This window comes from Luteibacter sp. GL_149 (genome assembly GCF_057834065.1).
The window spans coordinates 3,981,519-4,004,473 of sequence record NZ_CM174395.1 but is presented as its reverse complement, the minus strand read 5'-3'; the positions used below and the strand labels follow the sequence as shown (position 1 = coordinate 4,004,473).

Genomic DNA, 22,955 nt, shown 5'->3' with positions numbered 1-22,955 from the left:
CGGAACCCTCATGCGTCTATCGAAGTTTTTCTTTGTCGGTGCTTGTTTCGCCAGTGCCTGTTCCCACGCCGCCGTTCCGCCACCGGGCGATACGGTCGTCGATCTGGCCCACCCGGGCGCGTCGATCCGCATCGACGCCAGCGACGCTTCGCTCGACGGCAAAGTGCAGCACGCCGCCGACGGAAGCGAGCAGGTCGCTGTTACCTTCCGGCCTGCGGCAGCGCCGTCCCTTAGCCTGAAGCCCGCGTCGGGGACATGGGACTGGTCGGCGAAAGGCAGCGTGACGCTTCGTGTGCAGAACGGTATGCCCTGGCCCGTGACCTTGATGGTCGATATCGCAGGGCAGGGCGATGCGCATCTGCGCACGACGGTGGGTATTCCGCCCGGGCCGCCGCAGACACTGGTCGTCCCGCTGTCGCCGACTTCGCCGCGTGCGTTCGGCATGCAGGTCGGACCGCCGATGCCGTTCGGCGACGATGCGCACAAGTTGATCGTCGCGACCTTCGTCGACGGTGGCATCGATACGCACGCGGTCACGTCGTTGCGTCTGTCGATGCCGCAGCCGGGTGCGCCGCAGACGCTGCTTTTCGGCAAACTCGATGCGGTAGCCGGCGATGCTGGCCTGAAAAGCGCATACACCGCCATCGTCGATCGCTATGGTCAGTTCACGCGGGCCACGTGGCCCGAGAAAATCGGTACGGATGCCGAGCTGAAAGAACGCGCGAACGCCGCGCCCGCTGCCTCGCCGCGTGACGATATCGATATCTATGGCGGCCGGAAAGACCTCGCCGGTCTGCAACGCACGGGCTGGTTCCACACGCAGAAACTTGGTGCCCGCTGGTATCTCGTCACGCCGGAAGGCCATGCATTCTTCTCGCTTGGCGTGAACGCGGTGAACGCTACCGATGGCCGCACCTACGTGGAAGGCCGCGAATACATGTTCACCGATACGAAGTGGACCGAAGAGGATCGGCTCGGCACTGGCGACAGTCGCAGTGACAAAGGTTCGCAACGCGACAACGGTCTGAACCATGGGCGCTGGTGGGACGTCTACGCCACGAACATCGCGCGTACGCTGGGCGCTAATGGAGCATCGGCATGGCGCAAGCGCAGCATCGATCGCCTGCTCGCGTGGCGATTCAATACGCTGGGTAACTGGAGCGATCCGGCGTTGGCGAAGGAAAAGCGCATCGCCTATACCGTGCCCATCCTCGTCCATGGCGACTACAACACCGTCGCCACCGGCTTCGATTACTGGGGCCGCATGCCCGACCCGTTCGATCCGCGTTTCGTGGTGGCGGTACGCGATGCCGTGACGCGTGCGACGCACGACGTGCGTGACGATCCCTGGTTGCTGGGTTACTTCGCCGACAACGAACTTGCATGGGCGGGCACGGGGCCACAAGGTCGCTGGGCGCTGGCCACCGGCACGCTGAAGCAGGGTCCGGATAGTCCGGCAAAGCAGGCGTTCATCGCCGCGCTGAAGAAAACCTATGGCGACGACGCTGGCCGGTTCGTGCAGGCGTGGGGCTTGCCATCGATGTCATGGAACCAGCTCGCCGCAGCGAACTTTGCAGCGCCCGATCCGTCCGAGGCGCATCCCGCGGTCGCCGTCGACTACATCGCGTTTCTTAATCTCTACGCGGACACCTATTTCCAGACCGTTGCGCAAGCGCTGAAGAAGACCGATCCGCATCATCTGTTCCTCGGCGGTCGTTTAGCCGTCCGTACGCCGGAAGTAGAAGCGGCCAGCGCGAAGTGGAGCGATGTCACCAGCATCAATACGTATGCGGATATCCCCGAGCACGGTTTCGATATCGCGGCCTTCCGCAAGATGGACAAGCCCGTGATGATTACCGAGTTCCATTTCGGCTCGGCGGATCGAGGCCCGTTCGGTAATGGTGTGGCTGCCGTGGCGAATGATGCCGAGCGCGGCAAAGCGTACGCCCGTTTTGTCGATGCGGCGGTGGCGTCGGGCGTCATCGTCGGCACGCACTGGTTCCAGTACGTGGATCAGCCTGTCACCGGAAGAATCCTCGACGGCGAGAACGCGCACATCGGGCTGGTTGGCATCACCGATATTCCGTTCGGGGAATTCACGAAGGCGGTGACGGAAGAAAACAAACGCGCGACAAGCCGCTAAAACCGCATGTAGGGGCCCGCAAGCGGGCTCCTACGCAGATCGGACAAACTCTCAGCCAGCGCAAACCTTCGCCGATTTCACCACCGCTTGCCTGCCCGCATCCTGACGAAACGCCCGCCGGCCGAACGCAAACGCGATCGGCTCGGCCACCCCGATAGCGGTACTGGCAAGCACGCTCTGGTTTACCGCGTAACTCATGGAAAATGCGATGCTGAAATGCGTCGCGGCGTATTTGATCGCCCGGGCCATGTTGGCGCCCTCATTGAGAATGACTCTCATTATGGGGGCGCATTGACCAGAGTCCAACGCATAGTCTCAATCGCCCCGATAGGGCGACCGAATGGCGTTCAGCGGCGAATCGTGGTCCCCACGATCATCGCCACCATCATCACGATGGCCACCGCCATGCAGGCGCTGGTCGGTTTCACGCGACGGGCATCGATCCGCGGTACCAGCCGCCATACGAGGAAAGCGCCCAGCACCATGTCGACGACCAGCGAGGCCCGCATCCAGGGCAGCTCGAAGATCGATACACCGGCTGCCTTGCCGTGCTGGGCGACGATGACCATACCGCTCATGGCCACGGCCGCCAGCGTCCAGAGCAGGCTGGCGAAGTACGCGCGATTGAAGACGACAGGCACTTTTTCCAGCCAGCGCAGCACCAGCCAGACCACCAGCGCGGGAAGGACCGCACCCGCGCTGCTATAGATAACCCACCAGATGGCGCCGCTTAAGAAGGTGAGCAGGGTTTGCGTCACGCAGGATCCTTTGAACTCAGTAAGACACGCCGAACCGGCGCATGGCCTTGCTCATCAGCCACGCGGGGCCGATCAGCAGGTATTGCAGGTCGGTGAAGAACGACGGGCGGCGGCCTTCGATGGCATGACCCACGAACTGGCCAATCCACGCGGCAACGAACACCCCGATAGCGAGCCACGCCAGTCCGGCCGGCCCAAGCGCGCGGTAAAGCCCTTCGGTCACCAGCGCAAGGACGATGAATACCAGCGCCATCGCCAGTCCGATCCGTCGCGACAGCCGGAAATAATAGAAGAGGAAGGCGAGAAACATGGCGACCACGGCCCAGAGCCCGGGCCGTCCGATCATCGGCGGCACGGGAATCAGCCAGATCAGTGCGATGGCGCACCAGGTAATCGCCGGCACGCAGATCCAGTGGATCAGGGTGTTGGTCGGATTCTGGTGGTCTTTGCTGTAATTGCCGAACCAGGTGGTTGCGTCGCGCATGTGATCCCCTCCAGCCAGTATTCGAACGGATCAGTCGATCCGGATGCCCGCGAGGCGCTGCAATGCCTCGGCGTATTTTGCCGCCGTACCCTCGATGACGTCGGCCGGCACGTTCGGGCCCGGCGCGCGCTTGTTCCAGCCCAGCGCTTCCAGATAGTCGCGCACGAATTGCTTGTCGTAGCTCGGCGGGCTGATGTCGACCTGATATTCGGACGCCGGCCAGAAGCGCGACGAATCGGGTGTCAGCATCTCGTCCATCACATACAGCGTGCCGTGTTCGTCCGTGCCGAACTCGAACTTGGTGTCCGCGATGATGATGCCGCGCTCGGCGGCATAGGCGGCGGCGAAGCGGTAGATGGACAGCGTCGCTTCCCGGACCGTATTCGCGAGTTCCTCGCCCACGGCCTCGATGACCGCGTCGAAGCTCACGTTCTGGTCGTGGTCGCCCACGGCGGCCTTGGTCGACGGCGTGAAAATCGGCTCGGGTAGTTTTTCCGCCTGGCGCAGGCCGGCGGGCAGGGCGATGCCGCAGATCGAGCCCGTGGCCCGATAATCCTTCCAGCCCGAACCGATGATGTAACCGCGGGCGATGGCCTCGACCGGTACCGGTTTCAGGCGTTTTGTAATGACCGCGCGCTTCTCGTACAGCGCCGGATCGACTCCGGCCGGCAGCACCGAGGCAATCGGCTCGTGCGTAAGATGATTCGGCACGATGTGCGCCGTTTTCCCGAACCAGAAATTGGATATCTGCGTCAGCATCTCGCCCTTGCCCGGAATCGGGTCGGGCAGCACCACGTCGAACGCGGACAGCCGGTCCGTCGCCACCATCAGCAGGCGGTTGCCGGGCAGGGCGTAGACGTCGCGGACCTTGCCGCGATGGATCAGGTCCAGACCAGGCAGTTCGGATTGCAGCAGGGTGGTGGGCACGGGCTTCAGGCTCCGGAAAACGAAGAATGCGGCCATTGTACCGTCCGGCATCCTGCTTGGCCCCCGTCGCATACGGCCACAGGCTAGAATTACCACCTGTTGCCCCCATTGCGTTCCGAATGCGTATTCCGACGACCGCGGCGCTTGCCCTGGCCCTGACCTTCCCTGTGTTCGCTGCCCCGCCGGTCAAACCGGCGCGGCTCGGCCTGTGCGCGGCGTGCCATGGCGCGGACGGCACGGCGACGATGCCCGGCGCGCCCAATCTGGCAGGGCAGAAGCTCGACTATCTGCGCGAAGCGCTGCGCCAGTACCGCGACGGCCGTCGCGACGTAGCCGTCATGCGCGCGGCTACCGGCCCCCTTTCCGATGCGGAACTCGACCAGCTGGCCCAGTGGTTCGCCGCCCAGACGCCCCACCCGCAGGCCGCTCCATGAATTTCACCGCTACGATGATCGGCGCCTTCGCCGGCTTCTGGGTCACGCATTACAGTCTGCTCGGCGCCCTGGTCGGCGCGGCGCTCGGCTTCATGTTCGATGCCAGCCGCCAGCAGCAGCGCTCCCGTGCCGCGCCCGCCGCCGGCGGCTACATCCATCCGCTGTTCGCGCTGATCGGCGCGGTAGCCAAGGCCGACGGGCGCATCTCCGAAGCCGAGATCGCCATCGCCGAACGCCTGATGAGCCGTTTCGGCCTGGATACCGAACAGCGCCGCGACGCCATCATCGCGTTCAACGAAGGCAAACAGCCCGAGTTCAATGCGACCGTCGTCATCAACGAACTGCGTGCGTGGGTCGGCCATCGGCGCGACCACAGTTTCACCGTCCTCGACGTCGTCATGGAGACGGTACTCGCCGAGGGCGAGCCCGCGCCCGAGAAAATGGCGATCCTGCGCCAGCTCGCCTTCGCCCTGCGCATCAGCGACATGGAGCTCATGGCCCTGATGGCCATGAAGGGTTATGCGTGGAACGCCACGGGCGGCGGTCAGCGCGGTCGCGCGTACGGCGGCGGCAACGGTGGCGGCTACGTGCCGCCCCATCGCAACACGCAAGGACCCGATCCCTACGCCATCCTGGGCATCCAGCGCGATGCCGACGATCGCGCCATCAAGCGCGCGTATCGCAAGCTGATTTCCGAACACCACCCCGACCGCCTTGGCGATCTGCCCGAAGACATGCGCCGCCGCGCCGAGTCGCGCGCCAGCGATATCAACGCGGCGTACGAACGGATCAAAGCGGAGCGGGGGTTCAAATAGACCGCTGCTGGCCGCAGAACTTGTAGGAGCCCGCTTGCGGGCGAAAGCCAACGGAGCGGTGATGCTGTGGGCCACATCCGCAGCCAGTAGAACGGGCTCGCGGAGGTGAGCATCCGTCTTCCTCGCCCCGTTGGCTTTCGCCCGCAAGCGGGCTCCTACAGATGAACGACCCACATCCGGCAAGCTTCATAAGCATTACGCTATCCGCATCAGCCCCACGCCAAAGGCCAACCCCATGTCCCGCCAGCCTCCCGTCATCGCTCCATCCATCCTCTCGGCCGACTTCGCCCGTCTCGGGGACGACACCCGCAAGGTGCTCGATGCCGGTGCCCAGTGGGTGCATTTCGATGTCATGGACAACCACTACGTGCCGAATCTGACGATCGGTCCGATGGTTCTGAAAGCGCTGCGCGACTACGGCATCAAGGAGCACATCGACGTGCACCTGATGGTCAAGCCCGTCGACCGCATCGTGCCGGACTTCGCCAAAGCCGGCGCCAACAGCATCAGTTTCCATCCCGAAGCCAGCGAGCATGTCGACCGCACCATCGGCCTGATCAAGGAACAAGGCTGCCAGGCGGGCCTGGTGTTCAATCCCGCCACGCCGCTCGACTACCTCGACTTCGTCATGGACAAGATCGATCTGGTGCTGATCATGTCGGTCAACCCCGGCTTCGGCGGTCAGAAATTCATCCCCATGGCGCTGGAGAAGATCCGCCAGGTGCGCGAGCGGATCGACCGCAGCGGCCGGGCCATTCGCCTCGAAGTCGACGGCGGTGTGAATACCGACAATATCGGGCAGATCGCGGCAGCGGGGGCCGATACCTTCGTCGCGGGTTCGGCCATCTTCAATGCGCCCGACTACGCGGACGTCATCGCCAGGATGCACGCGTCGATTCACGGCAAATGAGCGTTTAGGCGACTAAGATCGACCTCCGGGGCGGGAGTACCATCGGAGGATCGGCTCATGAGCGTACGCAGCAGTCTTACCGTTCTGGTCGTCGCACTGACCGCGACGTTTGCCGCGCAGTCGGCGGAACGTCCGGTACCGTTGCCGGATCAGGGCGCGGCCGTGGCCAAATCGCTGATGCCGTGTCCCGGCGGGCTGGAACGCTTCCTTCCCGGCGAATACTACTTCTGCGCCGCCGCCCGCGATTTCTGGGCAGGCCATCAGGGCATGGCCGTCGAGCGTCTGAAGGATGCCTCCCGCTGGGCCAGCAAGCCGGCGCAGTACGCGCTTGGCATCATGTACTTCAACGGCGATCGCGTTGCCGCCAACCGCCCGCTCGGACTGGCCTGGCTGGCGATCGCGGCGGAACGTCACGACGTGCAGTACGAGCCGGCCTTTATTTCGGCCTATCGCATCGCGACTCCGGCCGAACGCGACCAGGCAAATGCGTACTGGAATGAGTTGAAACCCGTCTACGGCGACAAGATCGCGGCGGTTCGCGCCAAGAAGCGCTTCGACCGCGAAATGAACCAGATCGCCTGGGCGGCCAATTTCGGCGGAAGCATCTTCGTCGACGGCCTCACCTCGCCGATGGGCGCGCAACCGGGCGATACCCGCTTCATGGCCAGCGGCTTCGGCTTCGGCCGCATGATGGAATATAAGGCGGCCAACTACTTCTACGGCTGGGAAGGCGAGGTCACGGTGGGCGAGGCTCAGCTGGTTCCGCTACGGACGCTGATTGCAAAGGGCGGTTAACCGCCCCGCAAAAAAAAACTCCCTCCGCCAGCAGGCGGAGGGAGCAAAAGTGCTCCACGGCGGAGCGGGGGTAGATCAGATCGGCTGCCAGTCGGGGTCGGGCTCACTGCGAACGTCCATCACAGATCGGTCCATCACGGGTCTCCTCTCAGTGCATGCCGAAGACGATGCCAAGCAGTAACGCGCCGACGGCCAGTGCCACGCGCAGCGGCTCGAAGTTGCGTTCCAGTTCGGTGTTGTTCGCTTCGGGTTTCATGAAAGTCCTCCAGTGGCTGCCAGTAAAGCGTTCCTGTCGGTACGCCGGACGACCATGAAGAGGCAAACTGCCGATGGTTTGTGGCGGTTCGCGGGCAGCGGAATCGATTTATCGTAGGTGTGACGAACGGGGCGATCTTGTTGCCTGTTCGACCAGACGTTCGAGCCGTTCATTCCCGATGACCGAGCCACGGCATTCGGACAGGCCTTCCGGTAATCGGTCATGGATCAGGTAATCGCCGATCTTTCCGAACGAGCAGGCATTGCCGCGTGCGATGACACCATGGCCAGTAGTCCCGGGTAGCACAACCATCGCTGCATTGGGCAATGCGTTGTATGTCGACATGGCACCCGGCAACGGCGTGCGCGAGTCGTGTTCGGTTTGCAGGATCAGGGCGCGCGGAATACGCGCATAGTCGTCGGGCGAGGGGCGCGAAGCGGCGTGCCGCATCCAGTACATGCATGGCTGATGCGTCATTGCCCCGCCACTGGCCATGCGATAAAGCGCTGCGTACGAGTCGCCTTTCCGGGTCCAGTACGTGGGATCCCGAATGGCTTGCGTGTCGTTGCAGGCCACTGCTTCATTGACCGAATCGCTTACGCCAAGGTCGAACGTATCCTCTATGGCCGGGGAATAAGCCGGATAGATGATGTTCGGCGCCATGAATCCAGCAAAGCCGCCGAGCTCCGGTGGAGCCTCGTTCCGATAGTAGTTCCGTACCAGATCCACCAATGTGGCGGCGTCCGCTTCCGGATGGAGTGTGGCAATCCTTCCGATGTCGTTGCCCATCGAGAGCACGAATGCCGCCTCCCTGACGTATCCCTGTGCGAGTTGAACTTCCAGGAATTCGCGTACGGATTTTTTCAGGACTTGCGGCATGGCTTCGAACGTCGCCCGGACCGCCTCGGGTGAGTCGCCCAGTCCGAATACCTCCGGCCTGGCAACGGCGAGGGGAATCACGAGGTCGTCGACGATGGCCTGGGTTTCGGGTGCCTGCGCAAGTCGGGCTACATCGAAATCCTGGGTAATATTCATGGCGCTATCCAGGACGAGCCGGTCTATGCGATCCGGGTATCTGGCCGCATACCACGAGGCCAGCCAGGTGCCGTACGACACGCCGTAAAAGCTGATCCGCGATTCACCCAGGGCCACGCGTATCGCGTCGATATCGCGCACGGTCATTTCCGTATCCACATAGCGAGACATCGGCTGGGATTCGCATGTCTGTGCCGTGAATGCCGCGCTGGCATGCATGCGCGCCACGTTGCCCTGGGTGCGATCCTCGTTGGGGTCTTCATAAGGCACGTCCGGGCGAGTGGAGGTGCAACGCAGTGCTCCCTCACTCTCCGGCGTGAGTACAGTCGGTTCGACGATGCCGGTTCCGCGGGGCAGAAAGCCGATGAAATCGTAGGTATTTGCCGCCTCGACCAGCAGGGAATCATCGTGACGGTTCCACGATTCCTGGGTGGTCATGGCGAACGCGAGGCCATTCGGCGCGCCGGGGCCGCCGGGGTTGAGAACGATGGCGCCGCGCCGGTGAGCGGTATCGCGCGCTGTCACCCGTACAACGGATATGCGCATGGTACCGGCCGTCGGATCGTTGTAATCGCGTGGCACGGTGAGCAATCCGCAACGGGTACGGTCGGCCAGTTCGCCCGGTGGCGGCGCGTAAATCGAATAGGCGTCGCACAACTCCCATTCAATCGCGTCGCGAGCGACGACGTCGGAGCAGCAGGCAAGAGCGCCCAGGCAGAACAAGGGTCGGAGCATGGGGTGGTTCCATGGGAGGGGGAGGCGAAAGTATGGGTCGCCGTCCACCTGCGGTCAGGGCAGTCTCGCCCGTGAAGGCGGGTACGCTCTGGCCGATAAATTGCTGGCCGCACCCTGTGCCGTTTGAGGCGAAACAGAGGCAATGTCGCCATGTCCCTTGCATGCGCGGCCGCCACATAGCACGCTGCGCACGCCGTTCAATCACCCGGAGTACCGCATGGCCCGCAGTATCGCCATCGTCGAAGACGAACCCATCATCCGTGCGAACTACGTCGAGGCGCTCAACCGCTTCGGCTACGAAACGCGCGGCTACGGTTCGCGGGGCGAGGCCTCGATCGCGTTTTCCATGCGTCTTCCCGAACTGGTCATCATCGACATCGGCCTGGGCGACGAGCCCGAAGGTGGGTTCGACCTGTGCCGCGAACTGCGGGCGAAATCAGCCACGTTGCCGATCATCTTCCTCACGGCGCGCGATTCCGATTTCGACGTCATTTCCGGACTGCGTCTTGGCGCGGATGACTATCTCAGCAAGGACACCAGCCTGCATCAGCTCGCCGCGCGCATCGCGGCGCTGTTCCGGCGTATCGAATCGCTGAAGGCCCCGGCCGCTAGCGAAACGGTGATCGAACATGGGCCGCTGAAGCTCGAATCCGAGCGTATGCGCGTGCTGTGGAACGGCATCGAGATCCCGCTGACGGTGACGGAATTCTGGATGGTGCACACGCTCGTGCGCTTTCCGGGGCATGTGAAGAATCGCGACCAGCTGATGCGCGAGGCGGAGCTGGTGGTCGATGACGCGACCATCACTTCGCACATCAAGCGCATCCGCAAGAAGTTCATCGCGCTGGCGCCGGATTTCGACGCGATCGAAACCGTGCACGGCGTGGGGTATCGCTGGACGTCGTGAAGAGCGCGGTCGTGTGCGTAGCCGCCCGTTCCGGTGCCTTCGCCCTGGGTTCCTGCCTGCGCAGGAACGACGATGAGGGTTGCAGAAACGTCGTTATAACCTGTTTCAAGGGCTGCAGAAACCTCGCTATAACCTGTTTCAAGGGTTGCGGAAACGTCGCTATAACGTGGTTCGATGGTTGCAGGATCGTTGCTATAAGGTGTTTTGAGGATTGCAGGATCGTCGCTAGAAGCTCTCCTGCGGGTTACGGAAACATCGCTATAACCTCACCGTCGCCCCTGCGCAGGCAGGGGCCCAGCGCGGTGCAACCGGATGTCGCGATGAAACCCCTACGCGCTCTTCGACAGCACCGATAATCCCCCCATGACCCTCCGCCGCAAACTCCTCCTCGTCGCCCTCTGCACGCTGGCCCTTCCCGTCGCCGGCTGGCTCTACGTGCGGCAAATGGAAACGTTGCTGCGCGAAGGCCAGGCCCAGGCACTAGTCGCCTCCGCCCGCGCGCTGGCACGGAGTCTCGTCGTCGTCGACGCCCCGTTACCGCCGGGCGGACCCGCCTGGTACGTCCAGCACGCCAGCGTCCCCATCACGGTCGACGGTTACGCCGACGACTGGGCGTCGCTCACGCCGTGGTCGCAGCCGGCCGGCAAGAGCGGCAAGGTCCTGCTGGCCGAAGACGAGCACTGGCTCTACCTCTACATCGACGTGCGCGCCACGCGCAGGCATCGCGCGGACGCCGACGAGCGGCTGGCGCTGAACGCCGATCACATCATCCTGGCCGTCGCCAGCAGCGACGAGGCGCAGCGCTATCTCATCGCCAGCGCCGCGCCCGGCGCCACGACCGCTATCGCCCTCGACCCCGCCACGGGCATTCTGCCCGACCGCATCAACGCGCAATGGCAGGAGGACGGCAGCGGCTTCCGCGTCGAACTGCGCCTGCCGCGCGGTCTTGCCATCGAAAAGCTCGGCGTCGGCGTACACATGCCGGGCGACGGCGGCGATCCGCAGTCCGTCGATACACGTCCGCTGCTAGCCTTCTCGCCGTCCCTGTCGAAGGAACTCGCACTGCTGGCGCCCGACGGTATGCGCGTGCGGGTCCTCACGCCGCAAGCGTGGCTGCTGGCGCAGAGCGGACGACTGGATCTGCCCGACCTCCCGGCCGCCGAGCGCCCCGGCTGGTTCGCCTCGCTGGTGTATCGCTCGCTGCTGGCCACTCGGCTGGACGAAGAAGGCGGATGGGCCGACGACGCGCCTCGCGTCGACCTGCCCGAAGTGACCGAAGCGCTGCACGGCAAGCCGGCCACGGCGTGGCGTGCGGGTGAATCGCGCGGCAGCGTGGTCCTCGCCGCCGCGATGCCGATCGAAGTAAAGGGAGAATCGCGCGGCGTTGTCCTGCTCGAACAACCGAGCCGCGCCGTGCCGCTGCTCGCCAATCGCGCGCTGTTCGGCCTGCTGCTGACCAGCTTCGCCGTATTGCTGATTGCCGGCGGCGTCCTGCTGCTGTTCGCCACGCGCCTGACGATCCGGCTGCGCCGCCTGCGCAATGCCGCCGAACGCGCGCAGGACAACGACGGCAAGCTGGACGGTCCTTTCCCGCTGATCGACGCCGAAGACGAACTGGGCGACCTGGCTCGCAGCTTCGCGCGGCTGTTCGATGTGGTTGGCAGTTACACCGACTACCTGCGCACGCTGGCATCCAAACTTTCCCACGAACTCAATACGCCGCTGGCCATCGTGAAGTCGTCGCTGGACAACCTCGATCACGCCGGCCTGACGCCCGAGGCACAGCCGTATCTGTTGCGCGCACGCGATGGCGTCGCCCGGCTCGGCGCCCTGGTCCGCGCCATGAGCGAAGCCAGCCGCATGGAGCGCGCCATCGCCTCCGCCGAGGCGGAAGACGTGAACATGGCCGACATCGTGCGCGGCTGCGCCGAGGGTTACCGCTCGGTAGCCGGCGCGCGCCACATCGAATGCATCCTGCCGCCGGGGCCGGTATCCATGCACGTCTCGCCCGAGCTCATCGCGCAGGCGCTCGACAAGCTATTCGACAACGCACTCTCGTTCACCCCGGCCGACGGCTGGCTCCGTATTGCCCTGAAGCCGACCACGGACGGGGCGGATATCGAACTGGCCAATCAGGGGCCGTCCCTGCCCACTGCCATGCAGGGCCGCCTCTTCGATTCCCTGGTCAGCCTGCGCGACAAAGCCACCCCCGGCGACGCGCCGCATCTGGGCCTGGGCCTCTACGTGGTGCGCCTCGTCGCCGAACGGCATCAGGGCAGTGCCAGCGCACGAAATCTCGAGGACGGGTCCGGCGTCGTGTTTACGCTGCATTTAAGAGGGTTGCCGCGGCAGAGGCTGGGATAAGCGGGGAGTGGTATTGGGTGCAAGCACGTGCGTCCGAGGGCAAGTGCTAGGTGACAAGCTTGCTTTTGCGCGGACCTGACAACCTGCCCGGTCCTCAGTCATGCGCCCCCACTACCCACCCCCCATCCCCACAACGCGCCGTCCGCCCCCTACAATCCAAGACCCACCCGCCATCCGAACGCCCCCATGCTGTCCCGAACCGAATTCGACGCGCTGGCCGCCCAGGGCAATACGCGCATTCCGCTGGTGCGCGAGGTCTTCTCCGACCTCGACACGCCACTGTCGGTGTACCTGAAACTGGCCGATGGCCCGTACACCTTCCTGTTCGAATCGGTCGAAGGCGGCGCCACTTGGGGGCGCTATTCCATCATCGGCCTGCCCGCGCGGCGTGTGTATCGCCTGCGCGGTCACGAGCTGGAAGTGGAGGAAAGCGGCGAAGTCGTCGAGCGGCGTCATCTCGACGACCCGCTGGGCGAGATCGAAACGTTGCGCAAACAATATGAAGTGCCGAAGCTGCCGGGTCTGCCGGACTTCACGGGCGGCCTCGTCGGCTACTTCGGTTTCGAGACGATCGGGTACATCGAAAAACGGCTGGCGCAGTGGGACAAGCGCGACGAACTCGGCACCCCCGATGTCCTGTTGATGCTGGCCGAGGAAGTCGCCGTTTTCGACAACCTCAAGGGCCGCCTGTATCTCATCGTGCATGCCGACCCGGCGCAGCCGCAGGCCTACGCCGAAGCATCGCGACGTCTCGACGCGCTGGCGTTCCGCCTGCGCCAGAGCGGGGCATCGTACCCGCAGATGCTGCAACCCGCCGTGCTTGACGAAGCCGACTTCAAGTCCTCGTTTACCCGCGAGGAATACGAAGCCATGGTCCGCACGGCGCAGGAATACATCCGCGCTGGCGACATCTTTCAGGTCGTGCCCTCGCAACGCCTGAGCGTCGGCTTCCATGCGCGTCCGGTGGACGTCTATCGCGCCTTGCGCGCGATGAATCCCTCGCCTTACATGTTCTTCATCGACATCGGCACGACACAGATCGTTGGTTCGTCGCCCGAAATCCTCGTGCGGCTGAAGGACGGTCGCGTCGTCCTGCGCCCCATCGCCGGCACGCGCAAGCGCGGCGCCGACGAAGCCGAGGACAATGCGCTCGAAGCCGAACTGCTGGCCGATCCGAAAGAGCGTGCCGAACACCTGATGCTGATCGACCTCGGTCGCAACGATGTCGGCCGTGTCAGCAAAACGGGTACGGTCGAGCTCGCCGAATCGTTCGTCGTCGAACGCTATTCGCATGTCATGCATATCGTGTCGCAGGTCGAAGGCGATATCCGCGACAACCTGTCGTACATGGACGTTATCAAGGCGACGTTCCCCGCCGGCACGGTCAGCGGCGCGCCAAAAATCCGCGCGCTGGAAATCATCCAGGAGCTGGAGCCCTTCAAGCGGAATATCTACGCGGGCGCCATCGGCTGGCTGAACTGGTGGGGCGACGCCGACACGGCTATCGCCATTCGTACCGCCGTTATCCAGGATGGCCGACTGCACGTGCAGGCTGGTGGCGGCATCGTGTACGACTCTGATCCCGCCGCAGAGTGGGAAGAGACGATGAACAAGGGCCGGGCCCTCTTCCGCGCGGTAGCTCAGGCAGCGAAGGGACTATGAAACACCTGTCGTCGGTAGCTGCACTCGCCGCCATGCTCGCCGTAGGCGCAGCCGATGCGCGCGGACCGCAGGAACCGTGGACCGACGACTTCGATTCGCGCGTCCAGGCGCTGGCGCTGCTGGAATCGCTCAATGCCGACCTGCTCAGCCATGCCAGCGCCACGCTGACGCTGGAGCGCTGGTGCGGCGATCACCGTATGGCCGATGCGCCGAAGATCGTGGCCAACCGCGTGCAGGGTGCCGATAAGCCGTTGCCCGAAGGCGCGCGTGCCGAGCTGGGCATCGGTGCCGACGAACCCGTGCGATACCGGCGCGTGCAGCTCGCCTGCGGCGGCCATGTGCTGTCCGAAGCCGACAACTGGTACGTGCCGTCGCGCCTTACGCCGGAGATGAACCGCATCCTCGACACCACCGATCAGCCTTTCGGCAAGGTGGTGCAGGCGCTGGGTTTCCGCCGTCAGACCAAGAGTGCCGACCTGTTGTGGTCGCCGTTGCCCAAGGGCTGGGAAATCGGCGCGGTATTGCCTCCGCCGAAGAAGACCCCGCTGATCATCCCGCACGAAGTACTCCAGCACCGCGCCGTCCTCTATACCGCCGAAAACCAGCCCTTCAGCCTGGTGGTGGAAACCTACACGGCCGAAGTGCTGACCTTCCCGCGCAGCCGGTAAGAGCTGAGCCTAGCCAGCTCTCCAGCTCTCCAGCTCGCCAGCTCTCCAGCTCTCCCAGCTCTCCCAGCTCTCCCAGCTCTCCCAGCTCTCCGGCTCTCTGTGGGAGCGCGCTTGCGCGCGAAAGCCAACGGAGCAGCGATGCGATGCACAACACTTCTAGCCGGAAACTCGGGCTTGCGATGTAAGCCACGGCGTCTTCGCTCCGTTGGCTTTCGCGCGCAAGCGCGCTCCCACAGAGAGCCGGAGAGCCGGAGAGCTGGGAGAGCTGGAAAAGTAGAACAGGCCACGGCGAGCGAGGGTTTGCCAATGTACGGGGCATACCCCATCCAGCCGGGTTGACCTCACCCCCCGCCTGGGAGGAACCTGCCAGCGCAGGGTGCGGAGGAGGCACACATGGCAAGCACGCCATCCCGCGGGTACGCCGCGGTCGACAACCTGGGCAAGCTGCGGGCGATGGCGGAATTCCTCACCATCGGTCCGGGCGCCGATACACCCGTGCGCAGCATCGACGGCGCCATCGGCGCGGCCACGCGCTGGGTCGAACTGTCCGACACGCACCAGGCCGAAGCCATGTGGCAGGCCGCCGACGACATGATGCGTCAGCTCGTACCGCTGGCCGACTGGGTTCGTTACCTCATCGGGGTGCGCGCACAACTGGGCGGGCTTCGCTCGCGCGACTGGTTCGAAATCGTCCGCGTATGCAATCCCAATGGGCTACCCGCCGGCGATTACCTCAACGTTGTCTTCCACGCAAGCTACCGACAGGGCGTGGTCTACGAAACGATCTCGCTGGCACCCACACCGGCCGGCTGGTCGCCCGTCGGCTACGTCATTCGCCCGGTACAGCCGGACACCATGGGCTACAACGCCTCATCCAACGCCGTATAGAAACGCTCCGGCGCTTCCAGCATCGGCGAATGGCCAAGTCCTTCGAGCGGAATCAACTTCGCTCCCGGAATACGCGACGCGGCCTCCTTGCCCAGCGCGGGATAGTCGCCAAGCTTCGCCGCCACATCGGCTGGCGCCAGATCCCTGCCGACAGCCGTACGGTCGCGCTGCCCGATGATCAGCACCGTCGGCACGCGGATATCGGGGAATTCGTAAACCACCGGCTGCGTAAACACCATGTCGTACGTCAGCGCACCGGCCCATGCGGCCGTCTCGCGCCCGTCGCCCTCGTACATGCCCGCCTGCAGCGCTACCCAGCGGCTGTACTCAGGCCTCCAGTTCCCACCGTAATAACTCTTCAGCTGATAGGTTTTGATGCTCGCGAAACTGGTTTTCAGTTCGTTCGCATACCAGTCGTCCACGCTGCGCCAGGGCACGCCCTTCGCCTTCCAGTCTTCCAGCCCGATCGGGTCCACCAGTACGAGCTTCTCGACACCTTGCGGGAACATCAGCGCGTATCGGGCTCCGATCATGCCGCCCATCGAGTGAGCGATCACCGTCACTTTGTCCGCGCCCAGACTCGCCAGTAGCGCGTGCGTATTCGCGGCAAGCTGGTGGATGCTGTACTGATAACCGCGCGGCTTGGACGACTTGCAGAAGCCGATCTGATCCGGCACCACGACGCGATAGCCTTTGTCGCGTAGCCGTTCGGCTGTCGCCGTCCAGTACGGCGCGCAGAAATTCTTTCCATGCAGTAGTACGGCGGTGCGCCCGTTCGGGTGTGCGGGTTTCATATCCATATACGCCATCTGCAACGTCTGCCCCTGGCTACGCACGTCGAAGAACTGCGCAGGGTAGGGATAGTCGTACTTCTCCAGCCGGGCGCCGAGAGCGGTGATGCTGGGTGTTTCGTCGGCGAAAGCGGGGCAGGCGAGGAGCAGGGAGGTGGCGAGAAGAAGGCGGCGCATGACGTGTTCTCCAGCGAAAGCCCACAGCCTACTGCGGGTGAGAGTCAACGGCGCGCGATGCGTGTCTGGCTTTCCGAAGGAGCCTGTGCGTGTGAGCTGACCTGTTGTGGGAGCGCGCCTGCGCGCGAAAGCCAACGGAGCGAAGATGCTATGCGTGACATTCGCAGCCCGAAACGCGGGCTCGCGAAGGAGCTCATCCCGTTTCTCCGCCCTGTTGGCTTTCGCGCGCAGGCACGCTCCCACAGAAAGCGAATCGTGGACGATTCGCACAGAAAATCGCGGCACAACCTCACGTATTTTCGATGCGATAATCGCGCCCCGTCGGCACGCCATCAGGAGGACAACGCCCCGATGAATACCTCGAGCGAATACACGCGCCCACCCATGACGCGCGGCGTCGATCCACAGCGCATGAACTGGCTCTGGCAACTGGTGTTGCAGTCGACGCACCTGGACCCGCAGCGCGTACGCGAAGCACTAAACGCGGTTGGCATTCCTGCGACCGACGCACGCATCGAAAGCTGGTCGGTCCCCGACCGCGCCGACAATTATTTCCCGCTGACTCTCGCGGAGATGGAACGCAATCTTCGCGCGCTGGTGGCGCTGGAAATCGCCGAAGCGCGTCGTGCGGAAGCGGCATCGGACGAATCGCCTGGCGATTCGTCCGATGCCGCTTAACCGATCAGGCGTAGCGTTCGGACAGGAAGCGGAAGAATGCGCGCAGCCCCTGCGCTTCGCCGCCACGCGGATGACCGGGCCGGTCGCTGTCGTTCCACGAATACGTGTCCAGGTGCATCCAGTCGACGTTGTCCGGCACGAAACGCTCGAGGTAGAGTGCGGCCGTCACAGCGCCGGCATGGCGCGACGGTCCCGCATTCGCGAAGTCGGCAATAGACGACTCCAGCATGCGGCGATACGGACGCCACAGCGGCAAACGCCATAACGGATCGGCCACGAGGTTGCCCGCGGCGATAACCTCGTTCGCCAGCCCGTCGCGATTGGTGAACAGCGCGGGCAATTCGGGTCCCAGCGCGACACGTGCGGCGCCCGTCAGCGTGGCGAAGTCCACGATCAGATCGGGCTCCTGTTCGGCGGCGTAGGTCAGCGCGTCGCACAGCACCAGTCGGCCTTCGGCGTCCGTGTTGTCGATCTCGACCGAATAACCGGCGCGCGTCACGACGACTTCGCCGGGGCGCATGGCATTGCCCGCAACAGCGTTTTCCACGGCGGGGATCAGCAGCGTCAGCCGCACCGGCAGCTTCGCCTGCATGATCAGGCCGGCGAGCGCGATGGCATGCGCGGCGCCGCCCATGTCCTTCTTCATCCAGCGCATACCGTCGGCCGGTTTCAGGTCGAGGCCGCCCGTATCGAAGCACACGCCCTTGCCGATGACGATCAGCTTCGGATGCGTTGTCTTGCCCCAGGTCAGTTCGATCAGACGCGGCGGTCGATGGCTTGCGCGGCCCACGGCATGGATCGTCGGAAAGTTCTCTGTCAGCAACTCGTCGCCGACCCACTCGCGGAATGTCGCCTTGTGCGCGGTCGCGTGCGCCTTCACCGTGGCAGCCAGATGCTCCGGCCCCATATCTTCGGTGGGCGTATTCACCAGATCGCGCACCTGCGCGGTAGCATCGATCAAGGGCGCGAGTGTCTTCAGCGTTGCGGTATCCACCGCCAGCTGTGCCGGCGCACGCGGCGCCTTGCGATAGCGGTCGAAGCCGTAGGCACCCAGTGCCCAGCCCAGGGCGGCCAGTAGTCGATCGTCGACGACGCCCTCGTCCGCCAGTTCGTAGTTGCCGACCGGAAGTCGATAGGGCAGGCCGGCGATGGCCGATAGCGGATCGGCGCGATCCACGGCGACCAGCACGCGGGCGAGGCCGCCCTTTGCATCCGGTAGCAGCGCCACGTTGCCCGCGGTCGGACGAAATCCGATGGTTTCCAGCCAATGTTTCTGCGTCGCATCCAGCCGCCGCTCGGTGGCGGGCATGCCGGCCGTATCGACGGTTTCGACAGGAATAAAGGCATGCTTTCCGGATTTACGTTCGATCAGCGACGACATGTGGCCTCCAGATGCCTGCGGTGCGCTCACCGCGCGTTGGGATGGGTGTGGATGGACGGGTCCGAAGCACGCAACGCGTCCAGCCAGTCGGCCAGTGCGGTCATGTCGGTGAACTCGAGATCGGGCGCGGGGCCGTGCGACCAGCGTTCGCCCGTGCGATTGAGCCAGGCCGTCGCCAGTCCCGCTTCGCGGGCGCCGACCACGTCCAGCAGCGGGTCGTCGCCGACATGCAGGATGTGCTGGGGCGCGATACCGAGACGTTCGGCGGCGGCGCGAAAAATCCGCGGATGCGGTTTGGCCACGCCTTCGCCGCTGGCGCTCAGGCGCTCGCGGAAGAAATGGTCCAGCCCGATGACTTCGAGATCCGCATTGCCGTTGCTGATGCTGGCGATCGGCAAATGCGCCGCGATGCGTTCCAGCGCGGCAAGCGAATCGGGATAAAGCTCCACGCGGTTGCGCGCGGCGAAATAGATCGACCACAGCTCGTCGACCGGCGCATCGTCGATGCCGCAGGCCGCGAACGCGTGCCGGATGGTCAGGCGACGCTGCTCGCTGAAGTCGTGGGAAAGGTGGGTGTTTTCCAGCGCGATGCGATCGCGCAATTCGCGCATGGCCTCGATGGGCCATGCCGTCGCCACTGTCGGATGGTATTCGCGCAGCCAGGCATCCACGCAGCGCTCGGCCTCGATCAGGGCCGGCAGAACCGGCCACAGGGTGTCATCGAGGTCGAGCGATACCGCGTGGATTTGCATCGATGGGCTCAGCGAGCCGAGCCGATCTTCAGCACCTGGCCCGGGTGTACGTTGTTGTCTTTGATGCCGTTCATGGCGCGAAGCTGGTTCACGTCCACCGCATTCTTCTTCGCGATGGAGTACAGCGTATCGCCCGTCGACACCTTATAGGTACGCGAGGCAACCGCCGCCGGCTTCTTCGCCGGAGCTTCCTTCGCGACGACCTTCTTCGGCTCGGCCTTCGTGGCTTCGGCCTTCGCGATCGGCTTCAGGGGCAGCGCGGGTGTAGCCTTCTCGGGCACTTCGTTCGCCGGAACCGGCTTGGCGACGGGCTTGCCGCGAACCGTCATGGCATCGGCCGTGACCTTCGCGAAGCGACCGCCACGCTTGGCCTGATCGGACACGGTGATGGCTTCGGCATGGACGCCACCGAAGGCCTTGCGTGCCGTCGTCGTCACGCTTGCCACGACGGTGGCGAACTGCGACGGCTCGGCGGCCGGTGCCTTGGTCTTGGCCGGCTTGCCAGCCTTCGCGACCGTGCCCTTGGCGGCAGCCACGGCGGCCTGCGTCGCTTCGGCGCCGGCTGCGGCGGCAGCCACGGTCGGCGTCGTCATCGCGGAGCCAACGTTGGCACGTGTGCCGACCGTCGAGGCAATGCGTGCACGACGCGCGGCGTCGCCCGAGGCCAGCGTCGCGCCATCGGCATACGGCACCAGGCTATGCGCCCGCAGCAGGGAACTGCCCTGGCTGCTGGTCACGAACTGGATGAATTCCTTCGTCTCGGCAGCCTTCGGGCTGGCGTCGTTCGTGACGAGATACAGCTCGGTGTACAGCGCATACGAGCCGTTGGCGATCGTCGACGCCGAGGGCGCGACGCCGTCGATCGAGATGATCTTGACCTTCTTGTTGCCGGTGACGCCCGCCAGGGTGGTCGCGCCGAGGCCGCGCTTGTCCAGTGTCACGCCTTCTTCGAGCTTGGCGACGTTGACGTACAGACGCGGAGCGGCCACCGGCTGGTTGCCGCGTCCGAACAGCAGCTTGCGCATGCTGAATTCCACGCCGTCGCCCGGGCTGGCCACCGCGTACAGGTTGATCGGCTCGTCGTTGCCGCCGACGTCCTTCCAGTTCGTGATGCGGCCGAAGTAGATCTCGTGCAGCTGCATCAGCGTGATGTTGCTGACCGGATTGGCCGGGGAGGTGATCATCACCAGCGCGTCCCATGCGACCGGCGTGAAGGTCAGCGACTGTTCGGCGCCACCGAAACCCGGGCGGGCGCTACCGGCCAGATCGGCCGTGCCCTTGACCACGGCATCGATACCCGACGCCGTATTGAACGGCTGCAACTCGATCTTGCCCTTGCCGGACTTTTCCCACGCCTTGGCGACGTCGGTAACCACGCCGCGCGCGGTGGTGATATCGCCACGCCAGACCAGGGGAGGCTCCGCGGCCAGGATAGTTGCGGACGCACAAACGCTAATAAGCGTGGCGGAAATCAGTCGCGCGAGACGTAAGGACATGGACGGCAAAAACCTCAGAGGGCGAAGCGGTGAAGTAATGGTCGGCAATTATGGCCATGTAGGCCCTCGCCTGCACCTGCGGCGTCGTTCAGCATCCTGCCGGGGGGAAACCGAACGGGGGCTGAGGGGCGTGAAGGTCACCGCGTCGCCGCTCCATTGGTTATCGCGGACGAAGTCCACTCCCACCCGCCTTGCAAGGTAATGCCTACATTTTGCGAGTGTGCACTCCTGATCGGTGGGAGCGGACTTCGTCCGCGATAACCAACGAAGCGATGAAGCCGTGCCCCACCTCAGAACCCCGCCTTACAAAACCGCGTAATAAACCCCATCCCCCCGCACCACAGTCAACAACAACTGCCGCGGCTGCTGCCCCCCAATCCCCTGCAACGCCTTCACACTTGTGACGCGCCGCTGCCCGACCCCGATAACAATGTCGCCATCCTGCAACCCGGCGGACGCCGCCGCCGTCCCGCGCCGCACGCCACTCAATACCGCGCCATACAGTCCCTGCGCCCGCTGCTCTCCATCCACATCCGTCAACGTCACCCCCGTCAGCCGCGGATCGACACGCCCGCCATCCAGCGTCGCCAGCTTCGCTGCCTCGATCTTCGCCTCCACCTCCCGCGGCGAACCCTCTCGCTGGACGGTGAGATGCACCGACGTGCCCAACGGCAACAACCCTTCGGCATTACGCACATCCTGCGCACTACGCACGGGCTTCCCGTCGACCGCCGTCAATACGTCGCCGATCTGCAGCCCGGCGCCATCCGCGGGCGACCCCTCGTTGATCCGGGTGACCACCGCGCCGGTTGTGTCCTTCAGCTTCAGCGCCTGCGCCACGCGCGGCGTCACGTCCTGCACGTCCACGCCGAGATTCCCGCGCCGCACCTTCCCGTAAGCCAGCAACTGCTTCATCACCTGTCCGGCAAGGTCCACGGGAATGGCGAAGCCGATACCGACATTCCCACCCGAGGGCGAGAAGATCATCGAGTTGATACCCACCAGCTCGCCGCGCAGATTCACCAGCGCACCGCCGGAGTTGCCGGGATTAATCGACGCGTCGGTCTGGATGAAACTCTGATAGCCCTTGCCCAACCCCGACCGACCCAGCGCCGAGACAATGCCCGACGTCACCGTCTGACCCAGCCCGAACGGATCGCCCACTGCCACCACGAAGTCGCCCACGCGCAGTTGCGACGCATCGGCCAGGGGTAATGCCTGCAACCGGTCCGCGTCGATCTGCAGTACCGCGATATCGGTATCGGCGTCGCTACCGACCAGCGTCGCCTTGAAGTCGCGTCCGTCCTGCAAGGTGACCGTGATGTCGTCCGCGCTACCCACCACATGGTGGTTCGTCAGCACATAGCCCTTGGCCGCATCCACCACCACGCCTGACCCCAGACTCTGCTCCACGCGCTCGCGCGGTACGCCCTGTCCGCCGAACAGTTGCCGGAAAAGCGGATCGTCGAAATACGGATCGCGGGCACGCACGCGCGTCTTCGTGGAGATATTCACCACGGCGGGCGTGACCTTCGTAAGCATAGGTGCCAGCGAGGGCAGGGCCTCGCCGCCCACGACCGGAGGCAGCGCTGCGTGGGCGGCGAACGCGGTGGAGGCGAACAATAACGCAGCAAGCATCCGGCCAGCGATACGTCGAAAACGAAACATAGTGATTCTCCCTTAAGCAGTTCTGATCGATGGACGCCCGAGGCCGCCTACTCCTGTGGGAGCGCGCCTGCGCGCGAAAGCCAACGAAGCGAAGAAGCACAATGCCCACCTTCGCCAGCCCAATTTCCAGGCTGCGGATGCGACGCACGGCACCTCCGCTCCGTTGGCTTTCGCGCGCAGGCACGCTCCCACAAGAGAACAAACGCAGCGAGCGAAAAACCTCCATTTCGA

Annotated in this window: 21 protein-coding genes; 11 read left to right on the top strand and 10 right to left on the bottom strand. The window is 64.5% G+C overall.

Annotated elements, in window-relative coordinates:
- Positions 1–10 precede the first annotated feature (10 nt).
- Positions 11–2,143, top strand: a complete 2,133-nt coding sequence (locus AC3IR3_RS17680) for a beta-agarase (RefSeq protein WP_489194073.1) — start codon at positions 11–13, stop codon at positions 2,141–2,143.
- A 51-nt stretch (positions 2,144–2,194) separates the two neighbouring features.
- On the opposite strand, the gene AC3IR3_RS17675 is transcribed toward AC3IR3_RS17680, so the two are convergent.
- The 4 genes from AC3IR3_RS17675 to AC3IR3_RS17660 all read right to left on the bottom strand — a co-directional run bounded on the left by AC3IR3_RS17675 (position 2,195) and on the right by AC3IR3_RS17660 (position 4,312).
- Positions 2,195–2,422, bottom strand: a complete 228-nt coding sequence (locus AC3IR3_RS17675) for a DUF2061 domain-containing protein (protein ID WP_489194071.1) — start codon at positions 2,420–2,422, stop codon at positions 2,195–2,197.
- Positions 2,423–2,490: 68 nt separating this feature from the next.
- Positions 2,491–2,901 carry a hypothetical protein gene (locus tag AC3IR3_RS17670; protein WP_489194070.1) on the bottom strand — a complete coding sequence of 137 codons (411 nt, stop codon included), beginning with the start codon at positions 2,899–2,901 and terminating at the stop codon, positions 2,491–2,493.
- Positions 2,902–2,917: 16 nt separating this feature from the next.
- A complete protein-coding gene (locus AC3IR3_RS17665; RefSeq protein WP_489194068.1) occupies positions 2,918–3,385 on the bottom strand; it encodes an Mpo1 family 2-hydroxy fatty acid dioxygenase in 468 nt (155 codons plus the stop codon).
- Between the two features lie 30 nt (positions 3,386–3,415).
- Positions 3,416–4,312, bottom strand: a complete 897-nt coding sequence (locus AC3IR3_RS17660; protein ID WP_489196958.1) for a phosphoribosylaminoimidazolesuccinocarboxamide synthase — start codon at positions 4,310–4,312, stop codon at positions 3,416–3,418.
- A 119-nt stretch (positions 4,313–4,431) separates the two neighbouring features.
- Here AC3IR3_RS17660 and AC3IR3_RS17655 point away from each other — a divergent pair, with 119 nt between their 5' ends.
- The 4 genes from AC3IR3_RS17655 (at position 4,432) to AC3IR3_RS17640 (ending at position 7,266) form a co-directional block, all read left to right on the top strand.
- Entirely contained in the window at positions 4,432–4,746 is a 315-nt protein-coding gene (locus AC3IR3_RS17655; protein WP_489194066.1) for a c-type cytochrome, read from the top strand.
- The gene (djlA, locus tag AC3IR3_RS17650) at positions 4,743–5,561 is read left to right on the top strand and encodes a co-chaperone DjlA (protein WP_489194064.1); all 819 of its coding nucleotides are present in this window, start codon (positions 4,743–4,745) and stop codon (positions 5,559–5,561) included. The genes AC3IR3_RS17655 and djlA overlap by 4 nt, the downstream gene beginning before the upstream one ends.
- A 235-nt stretch (positions 5,562–5,796) precedes the next feature.
- Positions 5,797–6,471, top strand: coding sequence for a ribulose-phosphate 3-epimerase (gene rpe / locus AC3IR3_RS17645; RefSeq protein ID WP_489194062.1), 675 nt, complete (start codon positions 5,797–5,799; stop codon positions 6,469–6,471).
- A 57-nt stretch (positions 6,472–6,528) separates the two neighbouring features.
- Positions 6,529–7,266: a hypothetical protein gene (locus tag AC3IR3_RS17640; RefSeq protein ID WP_489194060.1), complete on the top strand. Its 738-nt coding sequence runs from the start codon at positions 6,529–6,531 to the stop codon at positions 7,264–7,266.
- Positions 7,267–7,630: 364 nt separating this feature from the next.
- Here AC3IR3_RS17640 and AC3IR3_RS17635 read toward each other — a convergent pair whose 3' ends face one another.
- On the bottom strand, positions 7,631–9,292 hold the full coding sequence (locus tag AC3IR3_RS17635; RefSeq protein ID WP_489194058.1) for an alpha/beta fold hydrolase: 1,662 nt from the start codon (positions 9,290–9,292) through the stop codon (positions 7,631–7,633).
- Positions 9,293–9,509: 217 nt separating this feature from the next.
- Here AC3IR3_RS17635 and pdsR point away from each other — a divergent pair, with 217 nt between their 5' ends.
- The 5 genes from pdsR to AC3IR3_RS17610 all read left to right on the top strand — a co-directional run bounded on the left by pdsR (position 9,510) and on the right by AC3IR3_RS17610 (position 15,781).
- Positions 9,510–10,199: a proteobacterial dedicated sortase system response regulator gene (pdsR, locus tag AC3IR3_RS17630; protein ID WP_489194056.1), complete on the top strand. Its 690-nt coding sequence runs from the start codon at positions 9,510–9,512 to the stop codon at positions 10,197–10,199.
- A 363-nt stretch (positions 10,200–10,562) separates the two neighbouring features.
- Entirely contained in the window at positions 10,563–12,563 is a 2,001-nt protein-coding gene (locus AC3IR3_RS17625; RefSeq protein ID WP_489194054.1) for an ATP-binding protein, read from the top strand.
- A gap of 186 nt (positions 12,564–12,749) precedes the next feature.
- Positions 12,750–14,225: an anthranilate synthase component I gene (trpE, locus tag AC3IR3_RS17620; protein WP_489194053.1), complete on the top strand. Its 1,476-nt coding sequence runs from the start codon at positions 12,750–12,752 to the stop codon at positions 14,223–14,225.
- Complete coding sequence (locus AC3IR3_RS17615; RefSeq protein WP_489194051.1) at positions 14,222–14,893, top strand: hypothetical protein; 672 nt, start codon at positions 14,222–14,224, stop codon at positions 14,891–14,893. The genes trpE and AC3IR3_RS17615 overlap by 4 nt, the downstream gene beginning before the upstream one ends.
- 393 nt (positions 14,894–15,286) lie before the next feature.
- Positions 15,287–15,781: a DUF4019 domain-containing protein gene (locus tag AC3IR3_RS17610; RefSeq protein WP_489194049.1), complete on the top strand. Its 495-nt coding sequence runs from the start codon at positions 15,287–15,289 to the stop codon at positions 15,779–15,781.
- On the opposite strand, the gene AC3IR3_RS17605 is transcribed toward AC3IR3_RS17610, so the two are convergent.
- Entirely contained in the window at positions 15,754–16,749 is a 996-nt protein-coding gene (locus AC3IR3_RS17605; RefSeq protein ID WP_489194047.1) for an alpha/beta fold hydrolase, read from the bottom strand. The two genes, AC3IR3_RS17610 and AC3IR3_RS17605, sit on opposite strands and share 28 nt — an antisense overlap.
- Before the next feature lie 351 nt (positions 16,750–17,100).
- Between AC3IR3_RS17605 and AC3IR3_RS17600 the strand changes: the two genes are divergently transcribed.
- Positions 17,101–17,427 carry a hypothetical protein gene (locus AC3IR3_RS17600; protein ID WP_489194046.1) on the top strand — a complete coding sequence of 109 codons (327 nt, stop codon included), beginning with the start codon at positions 17,101–17,103 and terminating at the stop codon, positions 17,425–17,427.
- Positions 17,428–17,431: 4 nt separating this feature from the next.
- Here AC3IR3_RS17600 and AC3IR3_RS17595 read toward each other — a convergent pair whose 3' ends face one another.
- From AC3IR3_RS17595 to AC3IR3_RS17580, 4 genes are all read right to left on the bottom strand, one after another.
- Positions 17,432–18,808, bottom strand: coding sequence for a leucyl aminopeptidase family protein (locus tag AC3IR3_RS17595; protein WP_489194044.1), 1,377 nt, complete (start codon positions 18,806–18,808; stop codon positions 17,432–17,434).
- Between the two features lie 26 nt (positions 18,809–18,834).
- On the bottom strand, positions 18,835–19,560 hold the full coding sequence (locus tag AC3IR3_RS17590; RefSeq protein WP_489194042.1) for an HAD family hydrolase: 726 nt from the start codon (positions 19,558–19,560) through the stop codon (positions 18,835–18,837).
- 8 nt (positions 19,561–19,568) lie between these two features.
- Entirely contained in the window at positions 19,569–21,056 is a 1,488-nt protein-coding gene (locus tag AC3IR3_RS17585) for a LysM peptidoglycan-binding domain-containing protein (protein WP_489194040.1), read from the bottom strand.
- A gap of 303 nt (positions 21,057–21,359) precedes the next feature.
- A complete protein-coding gene (locus AC3IR3_RS17580) occupies positions 21,360–22,724 on the bottom strand; it encodes a DegQ family serine endoprotease (RefSeq protein WP_489194039.1) in 1,365 nt (454 codons plus the stop codon).
- Positions 22,725–22,955: the final 231 nt, after the last annotated feature.